This window comes from Methylobacterium sp. WL6, assembly GCF_008040095.1.
Taxonomy (GTDB): Bacteria; Pseudomonadota; Alphaproteobacteria; order Rhizobiales; family Beijerinckiaceae; genus Methylobacterium.
In genome coordinates, this window is record NZ_VRVH01000593.1 from 1 (window position 1) to 1,097 (window position 1,097).

A 1,097-nucleotide genomic window follows, 5' to 3' on the forward strand; every position below is an offset into this window, starting at 1 on the left:
TCACCGTCGAGGGCGCGGACCTGCGCGCCACCGTCGACCTGCCGCTCGAGGATGCGGTGCTCGGCGGCGCGATCCGCGTGCCGACCCTGACCGGCGCGGAACGCCTCGCCGAACAGGTGCGAGAAGATGTCCTCCCCGACGCCCCCCGCCGGGCCGCCGCGGCCGCGGGCCGCGTTGTTGAAGTCGAACCCGCCGGCGCGGCCGCCGCCGAAGCCCTCGAACCCGGTCGCGCGCGGCTTGCCGTCGGCGTCGATCTCGCCACGGTCGAACTGGCGGCGCTTCTCCGGCTCGCCGAGGATCTCGTAGGCGGCGTTCGCCTCGGCGAAGCGATCCTTCGCCTTCGCGTCCTTGTTGGTGTCCGGATGGTAGGTCTTGGCGAGCTTGCGGTAGGCCTTCTTGATCTCGGCCTCGCCGGCGCCCTTGGGGACGCCCAGCACCTCGTAGGGATTGCGCATCGGTCTCTTGAACTTCGTGGTTTCGCGCCAGCTGTGGAGCAGCGGCCATCCAGGCCGCATGTGGGCGGCCTGTTGCTGTCGCGCAACGTAGGGGCGACGAGACTCGGCGCAAGCGCGGCCGGCGTCAACCCGAACGCGTCACGCGGCCGAGCCGCCTCGCATCGTTCGCGCTCAGCTCGTCTTGCCCGATCCGGCCTTGCCGGTGCGGATGCGCTTGAGTTCCCACTCGCCGCCGGACGGCTTGCAACCGGTGCCGCGCACGAAGCGGTTGTTCCCGGGAGCGATCACGCTGGCGAGGAAATCGCGGCAGATCAGGTCGTGGGCGACGTAGGGCAGCCCGGTCGGGTTGATCGTGCCGCGCAGGCTGGTCTCGGGGTTGTCCCACTTCACCGGCTTGCCGTTGCCCTGCGGGTCGAGAGCGACCGAGAGCGCGGCGTAGGCGCGGCGCCAATCCTCGTCGCCCAGGTCCGAGCCGAAGCTCGTCGGGCGCCGGCTGATGCTGCCGGTGACGATCGGCTCGTCGGCGACGGTCTCCGCCCTGGCCTCGGGATTGGCATCCGCCCGGAAGATCAGGAGCGGCTGGCTGCAGCCGCAGAGCATCGACGCGAGACCCGCGGCCAGTGCCACCGGCGCGAGCCGCCC

Annotated in this window: 2 protein-coding genes; both read right to left on the minus strand. The window is 71.6% G+C overall.

The window, feature by feature from the left end:
• Positions 1-455, minus strand: a 455-nt coding sequence (locus tag FV230_RS28615) for a DnaJ domain-containing protein (RefSeq protein WP_147844764.1), incomplete at its 3' end; no start/stop codon positions are given.
• A 171-nt stretch (positions 456-626) separates the two neighbouring features.
• Entirely contained in the window at positions 627-1,055 is a 429-nt protein-coding gene (locus tag FV230_RS28620; RefSeq protein WP_147844765.1) for an RT0821/Lpp0805 family surface protein, read from the minus strand.
• Between the last annotated feature and the right edge of the window lie 42 nt (positions 1,056-1,097).